16 protein-coding genes are annotated in these 19637 nt (G+C 71.7%); 12 read left to right on the top strand and 4 right to left on the bottom strand.

What is annotated here, in order from left to right:
* Positions 1-3: 3 nt before the first annotated feature.
* Together ACZ4Z4_RS08170 and ACZ4Z4_RS08165 are read right to left on the bottom strand one after the other, a co-directional pair.
* A complete protein-coding gene (locus ACZ4Z4_RS08170) occupies positions 4-1431 on the bottom strand; it encodes a flotillin family protein (protein ID WP_468323867.1) in 1428 nt (475 codons plus the stop codon).
* An 83-nt stretch (positions 1432-1514) separates the two neighbouring features.
* The gene (locus ACZ4Z4_RS08165) at positions 1515-2030 is read right to left on the bottom strand and encodes a hypothetical protein (RefSeq protein WP_468323864.1); all 516 of its coding nucleotides are present in this window, start codon (positions 2028-2030) and stop codon (positions 1515-1517) included.
* Positions 2031-2205: 175 nt separating this feature from the next.
* Here ACZ4Z4_RS08165 and ACZ4Z4_RS08160 point away from each other — a divergent pair, with 175 nt between their 5' ends.
* The gene (locus tag ACZ4Z4_RS08160) at positions 2206-2898 is read left to right on the top strand and encodes an endonuclease V (RefSeq protein WP_468323862.1); all 693 of its coding nucleotides are present in this window, start codon (positions 2206-2208) and stop codon (positions 2896-2898) included.
* A 71-nt stretch (positions 2899-2969) separates the two neighbouring features.
* Positions 2970-4424, top strand: a complete 1455-nt coding sequence (locus ACZ4Z4_RS08155; RefSeq protein ID WP_468323859.1) for a glyceraldehyde-3-phosphate dehydrogenase — start codon at positions 2970-2972, stop codon at positions 4422-4424.
* Positions 4425-4477: 53 nt separating this feature from the next.
* Here ACZ4Z4_RS08155 and ACZ4Z4_RS08150 read toward each other — a convergent pair whose 3' ends face one another.
* Positions 4478-5719 carry a saccharopine dehydrogenase family protein gene (locus ACZ4Z4_RS08150; RefSeq protein ID WP_468323856.1) on the bottom strand — a complete coding sequence of 414 codons (1242 nt, stop codon included), beginning with the start codon at positions 5717-5719 and terminating at the stop codon, positions 4478-4480.
* A 162-nt stretch (positions 5720-5881) separates the two neighbouring features.
* Between ACZ4Z4_RS08150 and ACZ4Z4_RS08145 the strand changes: the two genes are divergently transcribed.
* The 5 genes from ACZ4Z4_RS08145 (at position 5882) to ACZ4Z4_RS08125 (ending at position 12908) form a co-directional block, all read left to right on the top strand.
* Positions 5882-7036: a CaiB/BaiF CoA transferase family protein gene (locus ACZ4Z4_RS08145; protein WP_468323853.1), complete on the top strand. Its 1155-nt coding sequence runs from the start codon at positions 5882-5884 to the stop codon at positions 7034-7036.
* Positions 7036-8061: an LLM class F420-dependent oxidoreductase gene (locus ACZ4Z4_RS08140; protein ID WP_468323851.1), complete on the top strand. Its 1026-nt coding sequence runs from the start codon at positions 7036-7038 to the stop codon at positions 8059-8061. The genes ACZ4Z4_RS08145 and ACZ4Z4_RS08140 overlap by 1 nt, the downstream gene beginning before the upstream one ends.
* Before the next feature lie 10 nt (positions 8062-8071).
* Entirely contained in the window at positions 8072-9214 is a 1143-nt protein-coding gene (locus ACZ4Z4_RS08135; protein WP_468323848.1) for an acyl-CoA dehydrogenase family protein, read from the top strand.
* Positions 9215-9256: 42 nt separating this feature from the next.
* Positions 9257-10471 (top strand): acetyl-CoA C-acetyltransferase, encoded by a 1215-nt coding sequence (locus ACZ4Z4_RS08130; protein ID WP_468323845.1) that lies wholly within the window; start codon positions 9257-9259, stop codon positions 10469-10471.
* Between the two features lie 253 nt (positions 10472-10724).
* Entirely contained in the window at positions 10725-12908 is a 2184-nt protein-coding gene (locus ACZ4Z4_RS08125; protein ID WP_468323842.1) for a 3-hydroxyacyl-CoA dehydrogenase NAD-binding domain-containing protein, read from the top strand.
* Positions 12909-12947: 39 nt separating this feature from the next.
* Here the strand turns inward: ACZ4Z4_RS08125 and ACZ4Z4_RS08120 are convergent, their stop codons facing one another.
* Positions 12948-13697: a MerR family transcriptional regulator gene (locus ACZ4Z4_RS08120; protein WP_468323839.1), complete on the bottom strand. Its 750-nt coding sequence runs from the start codon at positions 13695-13697 to the stop codon at positions 12948-12950.
* 72 nt (positions 13698-13769) lie between these two features.
* On the opposite strand from ACZ4Z4_RS08120, the gene ACZ4Z4_RS08115 reads away from it, so the two are divergent.
* The 5 genes from ACZ4Z4_RS08115 to ACZ4Z4_RS08095 all read left to right on the top strand — a co-directional run bounded on the left by ACZ4Z4_RS08115 (position 13770) and on the right by ACZ4Z4_RS08095 (position 19619).
* Positions 13770-15575 carry an AMP-dependent synthetase/ligase gene (locus ACZ4Z4_RS08115; RefSeq protein WP_468323836.1) on the top strand — a complete coding sequence of 602 codons (1806 nt, stop codon included), beginning with the start codon at positions 13770-13772 and terminating at the stop codon, positions 15573-15575.
* A gap of 160 nt (positions 15576-15735) precedes the next feature.
* Positions 15736-17205 (top strand): amino acid permease, encoded by a 1470-nt coding sequence (locus ACZ4Z4_RS08110; protein WP_468323833.1) that lies wholly within the window; start codon positions 15736-15738, stop codon positions 17203-17205.
* A gap of 163 nt (positions 17206-17368) precedes the next feature.
* Complete coding sequence (locus ACZ4Z4_RS08105; RefSeq protein WP_468323831.1) at positions 17369-17818, top strand: hypothetical protein; 450 nt, start codon at positions 17369-17371, stop codon at positions 17816-17818.
* 71 nt (positions 17819-17889) lie between these two features.
* On the top strand, positions 17890-18684 hold the full coding sequence (locus ACZ4Z4_RS08100) for an alpha/beta fold hydrolase (RefSeq protein ID WP_468323828.1): 795 nt from the start codon (positions 17890-17892) through the stop codon (positions 18682-18684).
* Positions 18685-18752: 68 nt separating this feature from the next.
* Positions 18753-19619, top strand: a complete 867-nt coding sequence (locus ACZ4Z4_RS08095; protein WP_468323825.1) for an oxygenase MpaB family protein — start codon at positions 18753-18755, stop codon at positions 19617-19619.
* Positions 19620-19637 lie beyond the last annotated feature (18 nt).

Below are 19637 nucleotides of genomic sequence, written 5' to 3'. Positions count from 1 at the left end.
CCCCTAGTCGGTCACTTCGATCCGGCCGTTGACGGGCGCGGGAGCCGGGGCCGGGGCCGACGCCTTGGCTCCGGTGAGGTTCTTCAGGAGCTCCGCGAGGTCGACCCCCGTGGTGGAGTTGAGGAGCTCGACGCCCTGGGCGACGTTGTCGGCGACCGTGCGCGAGAGCCGGCCCGCTCCGTCCGTGGAGATCACCGTCATCTTGTCCACCGCGCTGAGCGGCTCCGACGCCTTGGCGACGACACTCGGCAGGACCTCGACGAGCATCTGAAGGACGGCGGCGTCGCCGTACCGCGTGAACGCGTCGGCCTTCTTGTGCATCGCCTCCGCCTCGGCGGCCCCCTTCGCGCCGATGGCGGCGGCCTCCGCCTCACCCTCCAGGCGCACGGCGTCGGCGAGCGCCGCGCGGTGCGCCTTCTCGCCCTCACCGGTGAGCCGGGCCCGCTCCGCGTCGGCCTCGGCCTGCTTGACCAGGCCGATCCTGCGGGCCTCCGCCTCCTGCTCGGCCTGGTAGCGCGCGGCGTCGGCGGGCTTGCGGACCTTGGTGTCCAGCTCGCGGTCGGTCAGGGCGGCCTGGCGCTGGGCCACCTTCTCCTGCTCGGACAGGACGTCCTGCCTGCGGGCCGCCTCGGCGAGGGGACCCGCGGCGGCGGCGCGGGCCGCGGCCTCGTCCGTCTCGGCCTTGATCTCGGCCTGCTTGAGCGCGAACGTCCGCTGGGCGACCGCGATCTCCTCCTCGGCCTTCAGCCGCGCCTGCTCGGCGGCGCGCCGCGCCACCGCCTCGGCGATGTCCGCCTCCTGCCTGGCGCGGGCCGCCTCGGGCCGCCCCAGGTCCTCCAGGTAGGAGCCCTCGGTGGTGATGTCCTGGATCTGGAAGGCGTCAAGGACCAGGCCCTGCCCGGAGAGGCTGGCCTCGGCCTCCTCGGCGACCTGCCCGGCGAACGCGGCACGGTCCCGGATGATGTCCTCGACCGACATCCGCCCCACGATGGAGCGCAGCGCGCCCGACAGCACCTCCTGGGTGAAGCCGACGATGCCGTCCTGCTGCACCAGGAACCGCTGCGCCGCGGCCCGTATCGAGTCCTCGGTGCCGCCGACCTTCACGATGGCGACGCCTTCGAGGTTCGCCTTTACACCGCGCAGCGTGACCGCGCCGCGCACGGCGATCGGAATGTGCCGCGACGACAGGTCGAGGGTGAACTTCTGCTGCACGAACGGCACGACGAACACGCCGCCGCCGACCACGACCTTCTGGCCGCTGTTGTCGGTCATGACCCGGCCGGTGTCCGGGTCGGTGGACTTCTTGCCGCGCCGGCCGGTCACGATGAAGGCCTCGCTGGGCCCGGCGACCTTGTAGCGCGTGATGACGACGAGCGCCGACAGGACGAGGAGTACGACGACTCCGACGACGGAGATCAGGACTGGGCTCATGGTGCGTTCCCCCCTGCCGCCCGGGGACGGCAGATCGGTTTCGTGATGGGTGGTGTACGGGCGGCCGGTGGGCGTGCGCCGGGTCAGCGCTCCACGGGCCGCACGGTCACCGAGGTCGGCGAGAGGGCCGCGTCGACCCAGATCTCGGTGCCCCGCGCCACGGCGACGGAGCTGCGGGCCGCGAACTTCACGCGCTGGCCCGCGAGGTGCAGCAGCACTTCGCCGTAGCCGTCGGCCGGGATCGCGGTGACCACGGACCCCGGGGTGCCCACGAGGTCGTCGCCGCGCGGGGTGCGCGCGGTCTGGTCACGCATCAGGGCGCGGGTGAACTTCCACGTCAGCAAGGCCGCGCCGGTCCCGGCGCAGGCTCCCGCGACGGTGGCGGGGCCCGCGCCGAGGCCGGTGGTGCCGAGCACGAGCGCCCCGCCGAAGCCGAGCATGGACACGAACCCGGCGACGACCGGCAGCGAGAGGAGCCCGTCGAAGAGCCCGTCCGGCGCGCCCGCCCCGCCGAGGACGCCGTCGAGCACCCCGTCGAGGACGAGCGAGAGCGCCAGGAGCACGATCCCCGCGATGCCGAGAACCAGAAACACCGTCATCGGATCACTTCCCCCGTCATGCCGTTCACCTCGGTACGGAGCGATCCTGGCACGGCGGTGAAAGACCTGACATTGCCTGGTTCCGGCAATCTTTACGCGTCTTTAATGCCGGACATCCGGGCCGCCTCCGCCGGTCGCCGCACCCCGTCGGCGCCCAACTAGGCTGGCCCGCACCATGATCAGCCACACATCGCCCCCCGACTGGCCCACCGACGAGCGGACGGCACGCGCCGTCCAGGACGAACTGCGTACCCGCGTCGTCCTCGACGAGGAGGGCCCACCGCCCGGCACGGGACACGTGACCGGGGTGGACGTCGCCTACGACGACGAGCGGGACATCGTCGCCGCGGCCGTCGTCGTCCTGGACGCCGCGACGCTCGACGTGGTCGAGGAGTCGACGGCGGTCGGCATGGTGGCGTTCCCCTATGTGCCGGGCCTGCTGGCGTTCCGCGAGATCCCGGCGGTCCGCGCCGCACTCGCCGGCCTGCGGACCGACCCCGGCCTGGTCGTCTGCGACGGCTACGGCATCGCCCACCCGCGCCGCTTCGGCCTCGCGAGCCACCTCGGCGTGCTCACCGGGCTGCCCACGCTGGGCGTCGCCAAGAACCCCTTCACCTTCTCGTACGAGGCCCCGGCCGCCGCGCGGGGCAGCGGGGCGCCGCTCCTGGACGGCGCCGAAGAGGTGGGCCGCGCGCTGCGCACTCGGGAGGGCGTGAAGCCGGTCTTCGTCTCGGTCGGCCACCGGGTGAGCCTCGCCAACGCCTGCGCGCACGTGCTGCGCCTGACGCCCCGCTACCGCCTCCCGGAGTCCACGCGGCGCGCGGACGCCCTGTGCCGCGCGGCCCTGCGGGAGGCGACCGGGGTGTGAGCCACCGGGTTGAACGATCAAATGAGGGGCGGGTTAGCATATGAGCGCCGCCTAGCTCGAAAGATACTTCTGTGACTGTCAATGACGACTCGTTCACCAATTGGAAGCACCGCGAGGAGATCGCGGAGTCGATGATCCCGATCATCGGGAAGCTGCACCGCGAGCGGGACGTGACGGTCCTGCTGCACAGCCGCTCCTTGGTGAACAAGTCGGTGGTCAGCATCCTGAAGACCCACCGATTCGCCCGGCAGATCGCGGGCGCGGAGCTCTCGGTCACCGAGACGCTGCCGTTCCTGCGGGCCCTCACCACGCTCGACCTCGGCCCCTCGCAGATCGACATCGGCATGCTCGCCGCGACGTACCGCAGCGACGACCGCGGTCTGAGCGTCGAGGAGTTCACCGCCGAGGCCGTCGCGGGCGCCACCGGCGACAACAAGATCGAGTGCCGCGAGGGCCGCGACGTCGTCCTCTACGGCTTCGGCCGCATCGGCCGCCTCGTCGCCCGCCTGCTCATCGAGAAGGCGGGCTCCGGCAACGGCCTGCGACTGCGTGCCGTCGTCGTCCGCGGGGGCGGGGGGCGGGCCGCCGAGGATCTCGTCAAGCGCGCTTCGCTGCTGCGCCGCGACTCGATCCACGGCCAGTTCCAGGGCACGATCACCGTCGACGAGGCGAACAGCACGATCGTCGCCAACGGCAACGAGATCAAGGTGATCTACGCCAACGACCCCTCCGAGGTCGACTACACGGCGTACGGCATCAAGGACGCCATCCTCATCGACAACACCGGCAAGTGGCGGGACCGCGAGGGCCTCTCGCAGCACCTGCGCCCCGGCATTGACAAGGTCGTCCTGACCGCCCCGGGCAAGGGCGACGTCCCGAACATCGTGCACGGCGTCAACCACGACACGATCAAGCCGGACGAGCAGATCCTGTCCTGCGCCTCCTGCACCACCAACGCGATCGTGCCGCCGCTCAAGGCGATGGCGGACGAGTACGGCGTGGTGCGCGGCCATGTGGAGACCGTCCACTCGTTCACCAACGACCAGAACCTGCTGGACAATTACCACAAGGCCGACCGCCGCGGCCGCTCCGCGCCGCTCAACATGGTCATCACGGAGACCGGTGCCGCCTCCGCCGTCGCCAAGGCGCTGCCGGACCTGAAGGCGCCGATCACGGGCAGCTCGATCCGCGTGCCGGTGCCGGACGTCTCGATCGCCATCCTCAGCCTGCGGCTCGGCCGCGAGACGACCCGCGAGGAGGTCCTCGACTACCTCCGCAACGTGTCGCTGACCTCGCCGCTCAAGCGTCAGATCGACTTCACCAGCGCCCCCGACGCGGTCTCCAACGACTTCATCGGCTCGCGCCACGCCTCGATCGTCGACGCCGGCGCCACCAAGGTCGACGGCGACAACGCGATCCTCTACCTCTGGTACGACAACGAGTTCGGCTACTCGTGCCAGGTCATCCGGGTCGTCCAGTACGTCTCCGGGGTGGAGTACCCGACCTACCCGGTGCCGGTGGTCTGACCTGCCGATGGATGCCCCGCACGCGAACGTGCGGGGCATCTTCGCGCGCCGTACTACCGCACCGCGGCGACCCGGAACGAGATCCCCGCCGCCCGCAGCCGCGCGAGCAGCGCGTCGCCCATCGCCACGGCGGTCGTCACCTGCCCCGCGGACGGCGGCAGGGTGTCCAGCGCGAGGCAGAGCGCCGACTCGGCGAGGATCTTCGCCGTCTCGTCGTACCCGGGGTCGCCGCCCGAGACCTCGGTGAAGACGCGCGTGCCGGCGCCCTCGCCGACGAACCGCACCGAGAACCACGTCCTGGCCCGCCGCTCCTGGCTCGGCCCGTCGCCGGGCTTGAGCCGGCCCGACAACCACCGTCGCGCGGGCGGCAGTTGGGCGGCCGCCAGCAGACCGCCGAGGGCCACCGGTGCGCCCAGCGCGACCGGCAGCGTCTTCACGGCCGCGTAGTGCCGGTAGCGGAAGTCGGGCCCGTACCGCTCCAGGGCCCGCGCCGAGCGCTGCACCACCTGCGGGTCGATCGTCGGCAACGGCAGCGCCCACGCGCCCACCTCACCCGCGTACCTGGGCGCGCTCGGCGGGGCGTACGCCTTGCGGTCCGCCGGGCGGGGTTCGCGGCGGCGCCGCTCCTTCGCGGCGGCCAGCATCTGCGGCGCCCGCGCGAACTGGTTGAGCGCGGAGGCGAACGTGCCGCCGGAGAACTGCCCGTTGGTCCGCACGAAACCGTCGACGCGCAGCGGCACCCCCTCGGGCAGCTGCTGCACGGTGAAGTACGCCCCCAGGTCGTGCGGGACCGAGTCGAAGCCGCAGGCGTGCACGAGGCGGGCGCCGGTCTCCCGCGCGCGCGTGTCGTGCCGCACATACATGAGGTCGACGAACTCGGGCTCGCCCGTCAGGTCCACGTAGTCGGTGCCCGCCTCCGCGCACGCGGCGACGAGTTCCTGCCCGTACGTCAGGTAGGGACCGACGGTCGTGGCGACCACGCGCGCGTGGGCGGCCATCTCCCGCAGGGAGTCCGGGTCGGCCGAATCGGCGCGCACCAGGGGCAGTTCGGCGCAGGCGGGATCGAGCGAGGCCAGGCGCTCGCGCAGCCGCTCCAGCTTCCCCGTGTCGCGCCCCGCGATGGCCCACCGCAACCCCTCGGGGGCGTGTGAGGCGAGGTACTCGGCGGTGAGCATCCCCACGAAGCCGGTCGCTCCGAAGAGCACGATGTCGTAGGTGCGGTCCGTCTTCCCGCCCGTCCCGTCGTTCCCGCCGGCCCCGCCGGTCGCGTCGATCTCGCCGTGCTGACTGGTCATGACACCTCTCCGCTGTACGCCCCCGTGCGGTCGTGAGTGGCCGAGGCTAGCGTGCGCGCTAAGCGCTTGCTCGCCAGGGGCTTGTGCAGAGTGGAACACGTTCTTAGCATCACTGGTGTTACATCAGTTGTGTCATAGCCGGTTCATAGCGCTGGGGGCTCAATGGCAGTGCCGGACAAGGGCGTTCACGGACCGCTCGCCGGAGTGCGCGTGGTGGAGCTGGCGGGCATCGGGCCCGGCCCGTTCGCGGCCATGCTGCTGGCCGATCTCGGCGCGGACGTCGTGCGCGTCGACCGCCCCCGCGGCGGCGGCCTCGCGATCGACCCCCACTACGACGTGACGAACCGCAACAAACGCTCCGTCGTCATCGACCTGAAGGCCGACGGCGGCGCGGCCCGCGTCCTCGACCTGGTCGAGCGCGCCGACGTCCTCATCGAGGGGTACCGGCCGGGCGTGGCCGAGCGCCTCGGCGTCGGCCCCGACGCCTGCCAGGCTCGCAACCCCGCGCTCGTCTACGGCCGGATGACCGGCTGGGGCCAGGAGGGGCCGCTCGCGCAGCGCGCCGGGCACGACATCGCGTACATCGCCGTCACCGGCACCCTCGGCATGATCGGCAACGCCGACGAGCCGCCCGCGATCCCCGCGAACCTCGTCGGCGACTACGCGGGCGGCTCGCTCTACCTCGTCGTCGGCATCCTCGCCGCGCTCCACCACGCGCGCGTGCACGGCGCCGGACAGGTCGTGGACGCCGCGATCGTCGACGGCGCGGCCCACCTCTCCGCGATGATCCACGGCATGCTCGCGGCCGGCGGCTGGCAGGACCGCCGCGGCGCCAACCTCCTCGACGGCGGCTGCCCATTCTACGGCACCTACGAGACCGCCGACGGCGGCTACATGGCCGTCGGCTCCCTGGAGCAGCAGTTCTACGACGAGTTCATCACCCTCCTTGGCCTCGCCGACGTGGCACCCGCCCGCAAGGACCTGGCCCGCTGGGACGAACTGCGCGAGGCGGTCGCCGCCCGCTTCAGGGAACGTACGCGCGACGAGTGGACGGCCCTCTTCGAGGACTCCGACGCGTGCGTGGCGCCCGTCCTCTCCCTGCGCGAGGCCCCCGCCCACCCGCACCTCGCCGCGCGCGGCACCTTCGTCGACCACGGCGGCATCACCCAGCCCGCCCCCGCGCCCCGCTTCTCCGCCACCCCGACGCGGGTCCGCACCGGCCCCGCGCAGCCCGGCGCCGACACCGCCGAGGTGGCCCGCGACTGGGACGTACCGGATCTGACGGCCGCACCGGGCAAGGGAGAGGAAGACCACTGATGGAGATCTCGGTCCCGCTCGCCTACGCGGGCGACCCGCGCGAGGGCACCGACGGCATCGCCGCCCTGGAATCCACGGGCCTGGACGCCGTGTGGGTCGCGGAGGCGTACGGCTTCGACTCGCCCACGATCATGGGCTACCTCGCGGCGCGCACACAGCGCATGAGGATCGGCGCCGCCATCCTCAACGTCTACTCCCGCACCCCCGCCCTCATCGCCCAGACCGCCGCGGGGCTCGACGCGGTCTCCGGCGGACGCGCGATCATCGGCCTCGGCGCCTCGGGCCCGCAGGTCGTCGAGGGCTGGCACGGCAAGGCGTACGACAAGCCGCTCGGCCGCACCCGCGAGACCATCGAGCTGACCCGCCGCATCCTGCGCCGCGAGGTCATCGACCACCACGGCATCACCGACATGCCGCTGCCTCCGGAGAAGGGCGGCAGGCTCGGCAAGCCCCTGAAGATCCTCACGAGGCCGGTGCGCCCCGAAGTGCCGCTGTACGTCGCCTCCCTGGGCCCCGCCAACGTCCGCATGACCGCCGAGATCGCCGACGGCTGGCTGCCCACCCTCTTCATCCCGGAGAAGGCGCACGAGGTGTGGGGCGCCGCGCTCGCCGCCGGCAAGGAGAAGCGCGACCCGGCCCTCGGACCGCTGCAAACCGTCGCCGGGGGACTGCTGGCCATCGGCGACGACGCGGCGGCCCTACGGGACCTCGCGCGACCCCGGATCGCCCTCTACGTGGGCGGCATGGGCGCGAAGGGGAAGAACTTCTACAACGACCTCGCGGTCGCGTACGGCTACGAGAAAGAGGCCGCGCTCATCCAGGAGCTCTACCTGGCCGGGAAGAAGAAGGAGGCCGAGGCCGCCGTCCCGGACGAGTTCTGCGAGCTCATGTCCCTCTGCGGACCCGAAGGCCACGTCCGCGAACGTGTCGAGGCCTTCCGCGCGGCGGGCGTCACCATGCTCAACGTCACACCCGTCGGCCCCGACCCGGCCGCACTGATCGAAACCGTCAAGGGCTGGCTCTAGGAGGCCGTACGTGAAGCGACAGATCTTCTCCGCGGAACACGAGGCGTTCCGCGAGACCGTCCGCACCTTCCTGGCCAAGGAGGTGCTGCCGCACTACGAGCAGTGGGAGAAGGACGGCATCGTCAGCCGTGACGCCTGGCTCGCCGCCGGCAAGCAGGGGCTGCTCGGCCTCGCCGTCCCCGAGGAGTACGGAGGCGGCGGGAACGACGACTTCCGTTACGCCGCGGTCCTCGCCGAGGAGTTCACACGCGCGGGCGCCGCCGGACTCGCGATCGGCCTGCACAACGACATCATCGGCCCCTACCTGACCTCGCTCGCCACCGAGGAGCAGAAGCGGCGCTGGCTGCCCGGCTTCTGCACCGGCGAGACCATCACGGCCATCGCGATGACCGAGCCCGGCGCGGGCTCCGACCTCCAGGGCATCCGCACCAGCGCCGAGGACCACGGCGACCACTGGGTGCTCAACGGCTCCAAGACGTTCATCTCGAACGGCATCCTCGCCGACCTCGTCATCGTCGTTGCCAAGACCTCCCCCGAAGGCGGCGCGCACGGCCTGTCGCTCCTCGTCGTCGAGCGTGGCACGCCGGGCTTCGAACGCGGCCGCAACCTCGACAAGATCGGCCAGAAGTCCCAGGACACCGCCGAGCTGTTCTTCAACGACGTACGCGTCCCCAAGGAGAACCTGCTCGGCGAGCTCAACGGCGCCTTCGTCCACCTGATGACGAACCTCGCGCAGGAGCGCATGGGCATCGCCGTCGCCGGGATCGCCGCCGCCGAACACCTCCTGGACATCACCACGACCTACGTGAAGGAGCGCGAGGCCTTCGGGCGCCCGCTCTCCCGGCTCCAGCACATCCGCTTCGAGATCGCGGAGATGGCCACCGAGTGCGCCGTCACCCGCACCTTCCTCGACCGGTGCATCGTCGATCACTCGAACGGGGAACTCGACGCCGTGCACGCGTCGATGGCGAAGTGGTGGGCCACCGAGCTCCAGAAGCGGGTCGCCGACCGCTGCCTGCAACTGCACGGCGGATACGGCTACATGGCGGAGTACCGCGTCGCCAAGGCCTTCACCGACGGCCGCATCCAGACCATCTACGGCGGTACGACCGAGATCATGAAGGAGATCATCGGCCGCTCCCTCCTCGGCTGACCCGCACCCTCACCCTCCCGGACACCCCCGAAAGGCTCACGCGTGACCACCGAAGCGTACGTATACGACGCGATCCGCACCCCGCGCGGACGCGGCAAGGCCAGCGGTGCCCTGCACGGCACCAAGCCGATCGACCTCGTCGTCGGCCTCATCCACGAGATCCGGGCGCGCTTCCCCGACCTGGACCCGGCCGCCATCGACGACATCGTCCTCGGCGTGGTCGGCCCGGTCGGCGACCAGGGCTCCGACATCGCGCGGATCGCCGCCATCGCCGCGGGCCTGCCCGACACGGTCGCCGGCGTCCAGGAGAACCGCTTCTGTGCCTCCGGCCTCGAAGCGGTCAACCTCGCCGCGATGAAGGTCCGCTCGGGCTGGGAGGACCTGGTGCTCGCGGGTGGCGTCGAGTCGATGTCGCGGGTGCCGATGGCCTCCGACGGCGGTGCCTGGTTCAACGACCCGATGACCAACTTCGAGACCGGCTTCGCGCCGCAGGGTATCGGCGCCGACCTCATCGCCACCATCGAGGGCTTCTCGCGGCGCGACGTCGACGAGTACGCGGCGCTCTCGCAGGAGCGGGCCGCCGCGGCCTGGAAGGACGGCCGCTTCGACAGGTCCGTCGTCCCGGTCAAGGACCGCAACGGCCTCGTCGTCCTCGACCACGACGAGCACATGCGGCCCGGCACCACCGCCGACTCCCTGGCCAAGCTGAAGCCGTCCTTCAAGGACATCGGCGACCTGGGCGGCTTCGACGCCGTCGCGCTCCAGAAGTACCACTGGATCGAGGAGATCGACCACGTGCACCACGCGGGCAACTCCTCCGGCATCGTCGACGGCGCCTCGCTCGTCGCCATCGGCACGAAGGAGGTCGGTGAGCGTTACGGTCTCGCGCCGCGTGCGCGGATCGTCTCCGCGGCGGTCTCCGGCTCCGAGCCGCTGATCATGCTGACCGGGCCCGCGCCCGCGACCCGCAAGGCGCTCGCGAAGGCCGGTCTCACCATCGACGACATCGACCTCGTCGAGATCAACGAGGCGTTCGCGGCGGTCGTGCTGCGCTTCGTGAAGGACATGGGGCTGTCCTTGGACAAGGTGAACGTCAACGGGGGTGCGATCGCGCTCGGTCACCCCCTCGGGGCGACCGGGGCGATGATCCTCGGGACGCTCGTGGACGAGCTGGAGCGGAGGGATCTTCGGTACGGGTTGGCCACGTTGTGCGTGGGCGGGGGCATGGGCATCGCCACGATCGTGGAGCGGCTGTAGGGGTCGCGCCGTTGGGGCCGGGGTGCGTCGCCGACCGCGGGTGAGTCGTGGTCGCTCGCGCAGTTCCCCGCGCCCCTGAAGGCCCGCGGCTCCGCCGCGCCTTCCCCGACGCGCCCCTCTGAGATGGCGCACGGAGTGCGCATCTCAGGGGCGCGGGGAACTGCGCGACCAGCCCCCACCGGCGGCCAGTCGGCCACGAACCCCAGCCGCCCCCCCCAAACCCGCCCGCCCCACACCTCACGGAGAAGCGAACATGACCGAAAGCACGACCATCCGCTGGGAGCAGGACGACACCGGTGTCGTCACCCTCGTCCTCGACGACCCCAACCAGTCCGCGAACACCATGAACCAGGCGTTCAAGGACTCCATCGCGGCGATCGCCGACCGCGCCGAGGCAGCCGTCGCCGCCGACAAGGACGCCATCCGCGGGTTCATCTACACCTCCGCCAAGAAGACCTTCTTCGCGGGCGGCGACCTCAAGGACATGATCAAGGTCGGCCCGGACAACGCCCAGCAGGCGTTCGACACGGGCAACGCCATCAAGAACTCCCTGCGCCGCATCGAGACCCTGGGCAAGCCCGTCGTCGCCGCCATCAACGGCGCGGCCCTCGGCGGCGGCTACGAGATCGCCCTCGCCTCCCACCACCGCGTCGCCCTCGACGCCCCCGGCTCCAAGATCGGCCTGCCCGAGGTCACCCTCGGCCTGCTGCCCGCCGGCGGCGGCGTCACCCGTACCGTCCGCCTCATGGGCATCACGGACGCCCTCCTCAAGGTGCTCCTCCAGGGCACCCAGTACAACCCGAAGCGCGCCCTGGAGAACGGTCTCGTCCACGAACTGGCCGCCACCCCGGAGGAGATGATCGAGAAGGCCCGCGCCTTCATCGACGCCAACCCCGAGTCGCAGCAGCCCTGGGACCGGCCCGGCTACCGCATCCCGGGCGGCACCCCGGCGAACCCCAAGTTCGCGGCGAACCTCCCCGCCTTCCCCGCCAACCTCAAGAAGCAGACCGCGGGCGCCAACTACCCGGCCCCGCGGAACATCCTCGCGGCGGCCGTCGAGGGCTCCCAGGTCGACTTCGAGACCGCGCTGACCATCGAGGCCCGGTACTTCACCGAGCTGGTCACGGGCCAGGTCGCGAAGAACATGATCCAGGCGTTCTTCTTCGACCTCCAGGCCGTCAACTCCGGCGCCAACCGCCCCAAGGACATCGAGCCGCGCCAGGTCCGCAAGGTCGCCGTGCTCGGCGCGGGCATGATGGGCGCCGGCATCGCGTACTCGTGCGCCCGCGCGGGCATCGAGGTCGTCCTCAAGGACGTCTCCGCGGAGGCGGCGCAGAAGGGCAAGGGGTACTCCGAGAAGCTCTGCGTCAAGGCGGTCCAGCGCGGCCGTACGACACAGGAGAAGGCGGACGCGCTGCTCGCCCGCATCACGCCGACCGCGGACCCGCAGGCCCTCGCGGGCTGCGACGCCGTGATCGAGGCGGTCTTCGAGGACACCTCGCTCAAGCACAAGGTGTTCCAGGAGATCCAGGACATCGTCGAGCCGGACGCGCTGCTCTGCTCCAACACCTCCACCCTGCCGATCACCACCCTGGCCGAGGGGGTCACGCGCCCGGTCGACTTCATCGGGCTCCACTTCTTCTCGCCCGTCGACAAGATGCCGCTCGTCGAGATCATCAAGGGCGAGCGGACCGGCGACGAGGCGCTCGCCCGCGCCTTCGACCTGGTGCGCCAGATCAACAAGACGCCGATCGTCGTCAACGACTCGCGCGGCTTCTTCACCTCGCGCGTCATCGGGCACTTCATCAACGAAGGCGTCGCGATGGTCGGCGAGGGCATCGAGCCCGCCTCGGTCGAGCAGGCGGCGGCCCAGGCGGGCTACCCGGCGAAGGTCCTGTCCCTGATGGACGAGCTGACCCTCACCCTGCCCCGCAAGATCCGCAACGAGACGAAGAAGGCCGTCGAGGAGGCGGGCGGCACCTGGGCGGGCCACCCCTCGGACACCGTGATCGACCGCATGGTCGATGAGTTCGAGCGCCCCGGCAGGAGCGGGGGAGCGGGCTTCTACGACTACGTGGACGGCAAGCGCGCCAAGCTCTGGCCGGGGCTGCGCGAGCACTTCACCAAGCCGGGGCACGAGATCCCGTTCGAGGACATGCAGGAGCGCATGCTCTTCTCCGAAGCGCTCGACACCGTACGCCTTCTGGAGGAGGGCGTCCTCACGTCGGTCGCCGACGCCAACATCGGCTCCATCCTCGGCATCGGCTTCCCGGGCTGGACGGGCGGCGTCCTTCAGTACATCAACGGCTACGAAGGCGGCCTGCCCGGATTCGTGGCACGCGCGCGTGAGCTCGCCGAGCGCTACGGAGAGCGGTTCACGCCGCCCGCACTGCTCATCGAGAAGGCGGAGAACGGCGAGCGGTTCAGCGACGGCTGACCTGTCGCCCGTCGTCCGTCGCCCGTCCGCGGGAGTGGCTCAGCTCTCCTTGAGCCACTCCCGCAGCTCCTCCTTGAGGGACCGCTGGAACGCGGTCACCAGCGCCTGCACCACCATCGGCTGCATATGGGCCGAGAGCGACCGCATCGCCGCCACGTGCTCGGGGTCCGACTCACGCTCGCGGTAGGGCCCCCAGACCTCGTCGCGGAAGAGCCGGGACAGCTGGTGCGCGGCCTCGCGGGTGTGTTCCATCAGGACCGTGCGCGCCGCCAGGATCGTCTCGTGCGCGATGGGCACGTCCAAGAGCTGCACCCCGAGGCGGAGCAGGCCCAGGTCCACGCGGTACGTGCCGGGGGACGGGGTGCGGGCGATCACGCCCATCGCCGCGAGCCGGTCCAGGTCCTCGTCGCCGAGCGCGCGGCCCGCCCTGCGCTCCAGCTCGGCGTGCGGGGTGTCCTCCGCCGAGTCGGGCGCCCACGAGGCCACCACGGCGCGGTGGATGGCCAGGTCGTGCGCGCTGAGGTCCGCGGGCAGCTGCTCCAGATACCGCTCGATCGCGGCGAGCGTCATCCCCTGGTGCTGGAGCTCCTCGATGAGGGCGAGCCGGGACAGGTGCTCCTGGCCGTAGCGGCCGACGCGGCGCGGGCCGATCACCGGCGGCGGGAGCAGCCCCTTCGTGCTGTAGAAGCGGATCGTGCGGACCGTGACGCCCGCGCGCGCGGCGAGTTCGTCGACCGTGAGCGTCGGCTCACCGGCCTCGGTCACCACGCCCTCGGTATCGGTCGTCATGGTGCAACAGTATTGCTGGCACACCAGTGTTGTGAAACCCTCCGCCCCAATCGATGGCACCAGGAGGCGGTCATGACCACGATCCTGCGACTCCCCGGAGATCCTGCCGACATCACGCTCCCCGCCCTGCTGCTCCGCAACGCCGAGGACCACGGAGACCTGCCCGCGCTGTCGTGGCGCGTGGGGGAGGAGTGGTCGACGCTCACCTGGCGCGAGGCGCGGCGCAAGGTGGGCGTCCTCGCCGCCGGTTACGCCGCGCTCGGCGTCGAGCGCGGCGAGCACGTCCTGATGATGATGGGCAACCGCCCCGAGCACTGGCTGAGCGACCTCGCCCTGGTGCACCTCGGAGCCGTGCCCGTCACCGTGTACGGCACCTCGGCCCCCGAACAGGTCGCGCACATCGTCCGGCACAGCCGGGCCCGCTTCGCGATCGTCGAGGGCGCCCGGGAACTGCCCCGCTGGGAACCCCTCCTGTCGGACGACACGGCCCCGCTGGAGCGCCTCGTCGTGGTGGAGGCGGCCGAGGCGGGCGAACACCGTACGTACGGCTCCCTGCACGCCACCGGCAGCCGCCTCTTCAACCCCGACGTCTTCGAGAAGGGCTGGCGCGAGAACCGCCCGGCCGATCCGCTCACCGTCGTCTACACCTCGGGCACCACCGGCGACCCCAAGGGCGTCCGCCTCACGCACCGCAACGTCATCCTGAACGGCATCGCCCTGGACGGCGTCGTCGAGTTCCCCGAACATGTCGGGCACATCTGCTACCTGCCCTTCGCGCACATCGCGGAGCGCCTGCTCGGCATCTACCTGCCGGTGCTCCGCGCCGCCCACGTCTATCTGTGCGCCGACCCCGCACAAGTGGCCGCCACCGCGCGCGAGCTGCGCCCCTTCCAGTTCTTCGGCGTCCCGCGCGTGTGGGAGAAGCTCGCCGCGTCCGTGCGGGCCGCGCTCGCCGGGCTGCCGGAGGAGCGGCGCCGCGCCATCGAGGCGGCGAACGAGACGGCACGCGCGCACATCGCCTGCCGGGAGCGCGGGGAGGAGCCGCCCGCCGAGCTCCGGGCGGCGTACGAGGAGGCCAAGGAGCGGGTCCTCGACCCGCTGCTCGCCCTGGCCGGGTTCGACCGGCTCGTGTGGACCGCGAGCGCGTCGGCGCCGATGCCGCTGGACGTGGCCAGGTTCTGGGCCGGCTTCGGCCTCGTGATCATGGACGCGTGGGGGCTCACCGAGACCTCCGGTGTCGTCACGGCGAACGGGCCCGACGGGTTCAGGCTCGGCTCGGTGGGCCGCCCCCTCGAAGGCCTCGAAGTACGGGTCGCCGACGACGGCGAGATCCTGGTGCGCGGCGCGACGGTCTTCGACGGCTATCTGAGGCCGGACGGCGGCGTCGACGACGTGCGGGACGCGGACGGCTGGTTCGCCACCGGGGACATCGGGCGGCTCGACGAGGACGGCTACCTCTGGCTCACCGACCGCAAGAAGGAGCTGATCGTGACCTCGACGGGCAAGAACGTCGCGCCCGCCCTCGTCGAGAGCGCCCTCAAGGAGCACCCGCTGATCGGCCAGGCCCTCGTCCACGGGGACGGCCGCTCCTATCTGGTGGCGCTGCTCGTCCTCGACCCCGAGATGGCGCCCGCCTGGGCCGCCGCGCGCGGCATCGAGGGGGACCTGGTCACCCACGAGGCGGTCCTCGCGGAGGTGGCCCGCGCCGTGGAGGCCGCCAACGCGCGCCTGAACCGCACCGAGCAGATCAAGCGCTACCGGCTGCTCGCCGAGGAGTGGGGCCCGGAGACCGGCGAGCTGACGCCGTCCCTGAAGCTGCGCCGCCGGGTGATCCGTGACAAGTACATGCAGGTCATCGACGCCCTGTACACCCCCTGACCAGCATGTGAGAAGTCCCGCTATGTGACGTGCGCCACCGCGTGCGGGGTGATCCGTGGGGGAAGGTGTCCCGTCGGTCCGCGCGCGTCAGGGGTGTCGCGGGCCGGAGCACATCCGGACCCCGGGAGCTCTTCCGGGCACCAGAGAGTAGATCCCCCACGTGAGCAAGGAAGCCGTAGATTCGGCCGTCCTGGACGCATCCCGCACAGATGCGCCCCAGGCCCCCGCGGACGCGGGCGACGCCGGTTACAGCAAGGACCTCAAGGCCCGTCACGTCAACATGATCGCGATCGGTGGCGCGATCGGCACCGGCCTCTTCCTGGGGGCGGGCGGCCGTCTCCACTCGGCGGGCCCCGCGCTCGCCCTCGCGTACCTCGTGTGCGGCGTTTTCGCGTTCTTCGTCGTCAGGGCGCTCGGCGAGATGGTCCTGTACCGGCCCTCGTCCGGTTCGTTCGTCTCGTACGCGCGTGAGTTCCTCGGCGAGAAGGGCGCGTTCTTCGCCGGTTGGATGTACTTCCTCAACTGGTCGACCACCTGCATCGCCGACATCACGGCGATCGCGCTGTACACGCACTACTGGAGCTTCTTCACCGACATCCCCCAGTGGGTGCTCGCCCTGATCGCCCTCGCGGTCGTGCTGTCGGTGAACCTCGTCTCGGTGAAGTACTTCGGCGAGATGGAGTTCTGGTTCTCGATCATCAAGGTGGCCGCACTGAGCGCCTTCATGATCATCGGTATCTACCTGCTGGCCAGCCAGCACAAGGTGGGCGGCGAGACGCCCGGCCTCAACATGATCACCGACCACGGCGGCCTGATGCCGAACGGTCTGATGCCGGTCGTGATCGTGATGCAGGGCGTCGTCTTCGCGTACGCCTCGCTGGAGCTGGTCGGCGTCGCGGCGGGCGAGACCAAGGACCCGCAGAAGATCGTCCCGCGCGCGGTGAACTCGATCATGTGGCGCGTCGGCCTCTTCTACGTCGGCTCCGTCGTCCTGCTCGCGCTGCTGCTGCCGGGCACGGTGTACTCGGCCGCCCAGAGCCCGTTCGTGACGGTCCTCTCCAAGATCGGCGTACCGGCCGCCGGTGACGTGATGAACTTCGTGGTCCTCACCGCCGCCATGTCCTCGCTCAACTCCGGCCTCTACTCCACGGGCCGCATCCTGCGCTCGATGGCGATGTCGGGTTCCGCCCCGCGGTTCACCGCCAAGATGAACCGCAACCAGGTGCCCTACGGCGGCATCCTGCTCACCGCCTCCCTCGGCGTCGTCGGCGTCGGCCTCAACAAGGTGGTGCCGGGCAAGGCCTTCGAGATCGTCCTGAACGTGGCCTCGCTCGGCATCATCGGCACCTGGATCACGATCATGGTCTGCCACCTCGCCTTCGTGCGCAGCGCGAAGCGCGGCGAGATCACCCGGCCGAAGTTCCAGCTCCCCTTCAGCGGTGTCACCGAGTACGTGACGATCGCGTTCCTGCTCGCCGTCCTCGGCCTGATGTGGAAGGACGCCGAGGTCGGCCGCAAGACGCTGTTCCTCATCCCGGTCGTGGGCGCGGCCCTGGTCGTCGGCTGGTTCGGCGTCCGCCGCCGGGTGGAGCGCGAGGCCCAGGGCCTCACGGCCCCGAAGGACAGCTGACAGCACACCACTGCCGGTGAGCCCGTACGGTGGCGTCACGCCGGAGACCATGTGTCTTCGGGGTGGCGCCGCCGCGCTGTTCGGCAGGGCCCGGGTCGGGCGGACGGACAACCGGCCCGCACGTGTGCGTTGTTGCGCACGGATGAGCGGGTAGAGCCCCGGCATGCAGTTCATCTCCGCGCACCTTGTCCCCACGCAGCTCGAGCCGGCGGTCGTCGCGGCCCTGCTCTGTGCCCTCTACCTCCTCGCCGCACGCCTTCTCGCCGTCCGCCTCCTGCCCGGCAGCGGCCGCGGTCCCGCACTCGCGGCGCTGCCGGTGATCGTCAGCAGGCCGGAGACGCGCGGAAGGCTGCTCTCCGAGGCGCGTGCGGACGGCCCGTGGGAGGACGCAGGACCGCTCGCCACCGGCCAGGCCCGCGAGGAGGCGGAGCGCGCCGAGGCCGAGGCCGAGCTGCGCCGCCAGATCTCCGAGTGGGCGTCCGAGGTGGCGGGCCGCATCGCGGAGGCCCCGCGCACCGCCCCACGCCCCGCCCCGCGCGCCGACGCGTGGTCGGGGCCGAGGAACGGGCCGAGGACCGGGCCGGGAACCGAGCCGACGGGTTCCGGTCGCTAGGCGTACGCATTCACGCCCTCGTCCGCCGACACCACTGGTGGCCCGGCCCCCGCGGCCGGAGACTCGGGGACATGGACGTCATGGTCTCTGTCAAGGACGGCGAACTGTGGTCGCACGACTCGGGTGAACCGAGCGGCACGGAGGGCGAAAGCCTCCCCCTGGTCCTGCTGCACCCCGGAGTCGGCGACTCCCGGATCTGGGGCGGCATCCTGCCGCGCCTCGCGGAGCGGCACCGGGTGATCCACTACGACGCGCGGGGCTACGGCAGGTCGCCGGCCCCGACCGCCCCGTACTCCCTGGTCGAGGACCTGATCGCCGTCCTCGACCACTACGGCGTGGCCCGCGCGGTCCTCGCCGGGTCCAGCATGGGCGGCGCGACCGCCCTCAGCCTCGCGCTGCGCGACCCCGCCCGGGTGGCGAGCCTCGCCCTGGTGGTGCCGAGCGTCACCGGCGCCGACGATCCGCTGCCGCCGGAGTTCATGGCCGAGGTCGGTCGGCGCGCCCAGGAGGGCGACGTGGACGGCGTCGTGACCATGATGCGGGGCGTCTCCGCCAGGGTGGGCACCGGGGACGACCCCGAGGTGACGGCGCACCTCAAGGCGGTGATCCCGGCGTGGTTCGCCGTGCACCCGCACCACGTGCCGGACCCGCCCGTCTACGACCGGCTCGGCGAGCTCGACGTGCCGTGCGTCCTCGCCGTGGCCGAGCACGACCAGCCCGAGGTGCGCCACTTGAACGAGACGATGGCGCAACGCATCCCCGGCTGCCGCCTGGTCCGCCTCGAACACAGCGACCACTTCCCGACGGTGCGCGAACCCGACGCGGTCCTCGACGTCATCCTGGACGCGTACGCCCTGGCGCGCTGACGGCCCGCGCGCCCGCGGTCGCATACTGGAACACGCACGCCACGGGGCACGGCCGAGGAGCACGTCACATGAACCACCACGCCGACGACCGGGACCCGCAACCGCCCCCGCCCGGCGGCATCCTCTGGAGCATCGCGGGCGACATCCGCATGTTCCTGATGCTGCCGCCCGCGTTCACCATGCAGGTCGCGCACCCGGCGGTCGGCGCGGGCGTCGACGCGCACTCGGTGTTCCGTACCGACCCGTGGGGGAGGGGCGAGCGCTCGGTGCGCTCGGTCCTGCTGTGGGTGTACGGCGGGGACGAGGCCGCCGCGGAGGGCCGCAGGCTGCGCGCGCTGCACCGCACCATCCGGGGCACGGACACGCGCGGCCGCCGCTACCACGCACTGACACCCGCGGCCTACGGATGGGTCCACGCCACCGGCTTCCCCGTCTACCGGCACGCGCAGCAGTACCTGGGCCGCCCCTTCACCGAGGCGCAGGAACGGCAGCTGTACGCGGAGTGGCTGCGGGTCGGCCGCGTCCTCGGCCTGCACGACCGTGACATGCCGCAGACACTGGAGGAGTTCTGGCCGTACTACCGCAAGGTCCTCGCGGACGAGCTCGAACTGACGCGGGTGGCGGCCGAACTGACCGCCACCGACCAGCCCGTCCCGGCACCGGACCGCGGCCCCCTCCCCGTACGCCTGCTGCTGCGTACCCTGTGGCCCGTACTGCTGCCCCCGCTGGCCCGCTTCCGCCGCTTCGTCACGATCGGCCTGATGCCGCCGGACGCCCGTGCGGCGATCGGCCTGCCGTGGACCGCCGCGCAGGAGCGCAAACTGCGCCGCTTCGGCCGGGTGGTCCGCACGGTGGTGCCCCTCCTGCCGGAGCGGCTGCGCTACCTGCCTGTGGCCCGGAAGGCGCGGGCACGCCACCGCGCCGCCGGGCGGTAGCCCGGGGCGGCGCGGCGC

The sequence above is a fragment of the Streptomyces sp. NPDC030245 genome (genome assembly GCF_055572995.1).
Note: the sequence above shows the minus strand (reverse complement) of the source record. Positions and strands in the feature narration are given on the sequence as shown.